At 66.0% G+C, this 1,955-nt stretch carries 2 protein-coding genes and 1 pseudogene; 1 reads left to right on the top strand and 2 read right to left on the bottom strand.

Translation table 11 applies throughout. The annotated features are described in order from the left end of the window. Positions 1–201, top strand: a 201-nt coding sequence (locus JCM25156_RS29520; protein ID WP_206777871.1) for a hypothetical protein, incomplete at its 5' end; no start/stop codon positions are given. Between the two features lie 47 nt (positions 202–248). Here JCM25156_RS29520 and JCM25156_RS15075 read toward each other — a convergent pair. After that, positions 249–1,040, bottom strand: coding sequence for an alpha/beta fold hydrolase (locus JCM25156_RS15075; RefSeq protein ID WP_025813731.1), 792 nt, complete (start codon positions 1,038–1,040; stop codon positions 249–251). A gap of 11 nt (positions 1,041–1,051) precedes the next feature. Further along, positions 1,052–1,955, bottom strand: a pseudogene (locus tag JCM25156_RS25010) (NAD(P)H-quinone oxidoreductase); the annotation flags it as partial.

Below are 1,955 nucleotides of genomic sequence, written 5' to 3'. Positions count from 1 at the left end.
TGGAAGGATTCGCGCGCGGCGGAAGGCGGCTGGGTGTCGGCCACCCCTGAGCCATGTGGGATCAGTACGGGCTCCACGGCGTTGCGCCACCGGGAGGAGGGACTGAGTGTCGCCGTCATGAAAGGCTACGGGTCTCCGCCATGCTGGTCTGTTGTGGGGGCCGCGTGCCTGCCGGGCCTGTTATATCGCCAGCATAACTGACGCAGGGGGGGAGGTTGTCAAGGACCGGATCTGTAACGGAAGGCCGTTCAGTAACTTTCTGTGAAATTTTCCAGTAATTGCGCAAATCGCTGTGGGTTTTCGACATGCAGCCAGTGTCCCGCCCGTTCGATCAGTTCCAGCCGGTAGCACGGAAACAGCCTGCGCATGATGCCATAATGCTCGGGCCGGATATAGGGCGAATTCTCTCCCGCCAGGAACAGCGTGGGGCCGGGATAGGTATAGCCTTCAGGCATGTAGGGCCAGCTTTCCACGTTGGACAGGGAGTCCACGATCTCGCGCAGCCCGATGGTCCAGCCCGGATCTTCCCCGATGCGGATGTTCTGGAGCATGAGCGCCCGCACATCGCTATTGGGAATGTAGTGCTGCAGCAGCGTGTCCGCCCCCGCGCGGTTCAGGAAGGGCGGGAAGGTGACGCGCAGCATCTGCTCGGCCAGCCCGAACTGCCCGTGCCCCGTGCGCGCGGGCGGAATGTCGGCCACCAGCAGGCTGTGCACCATGCCCGGCCGGGTCAGCGCCAGCGTCATGGCTACCTTGCCCCCCATGGAATGGCCGACAAGGGTGGCGGGCAGGGCGTTGTGGTGGCCCAGCGTTTCCAGCAGGTCGCCCGCCATGGCGTTGTAATCCATAAGGCCATGCGGGCTGTCGCCATGGTTGCGCAGGTCGATGGCCAGCGTACGCCGCGTGCGGGCCAGGCGGCGCTGGAAAAAGCCAAGGTTGCGCGCCCGGCCGAACAGGCCATGCAGCAGGACCACCGGCGGGCGGCCCGCCGTGTCGGGTCCGTTTTCCTCGGGTCCACGCTCAATGACGTTCAGTAGCACCAGATCCGTTCCTATCGTCCTGTCACACCGGTGGTTGGCTGCTGGAGGTCCAGCATGATTTTTCCCATATGCGACCCGTTTTCCATGAGTGTATGGGCATCGGCGACCCGCGCAAAGGGGAAGGTGGCATGGATGAGTGGACGAATGGCCCGGCGCGCGAGCAGGGGCCACACGCGGGCTTCCAGTTGCCGGGCGATTTCCGCCTTCCAGGCGCTGTCGCGCGGGCGCAGCGTGGTGCCGGTCACGACCAGCCTGCGGGTCATGATGCGGGCCAGATTGACGCCATCGGCCCTGGCCCCGCCCTGAAGGGCGATGATGACCAGCCGTCCCTCCGGTGCGAGTGAACGCAGGTTTCCCTCCAGATATGACGCGCCGATCATGTCCAGTATGACATTTACGCCCGCGCCCTGCGTCAGTTCCTTGATGCGCTGGGGAAAGTCCTCGGTCTGGTAATTGATGGCCGCGCTGGCCCCCAGCGCGGTGCACAGCGCGCATTTGTCATCCGTTCCGGCGGTGGCGTAGACCGTGCCCCCCAGTTCACGCACAAGCTGGATGGCGACGGTGCCGATGCCGCTGGTGCCGCCGTGGACCAGCACGCGCTCCCCCGGTTTCAGCCCCGCCGTCATGAACAGGTTGGACCAGACGGTAAAAAACGTCTCGGGCAGGGCGGCGGCATGGAGTGCGTCGAACCCGACCGGCCACGGCAGGCACTGCCCCACCGGCACGGTGCAGTACTGCGCGTACCCCCCGCCATTGACCAGCGCGCACACCCGCGCGCCCAGCGCCGGGAAACCGTCCGCAGGCACATCCGGGCCATGGACCACCACTTCCCCCGCGATTTCCAGCCCCAGCAGCGGGCTGGCCCCCGGCGCGGCGGGTACAGCCCCTGGCGCTGCATGATGTCGGGGCGGTTGA

The sequence above is a fragment of the Komagataeibacter kakiaceti JCM 25156 genome (assembly GCF_000613305.1).
This window is presented reverse-complemented; position numbering and strand designations above follow the sequence as displayed.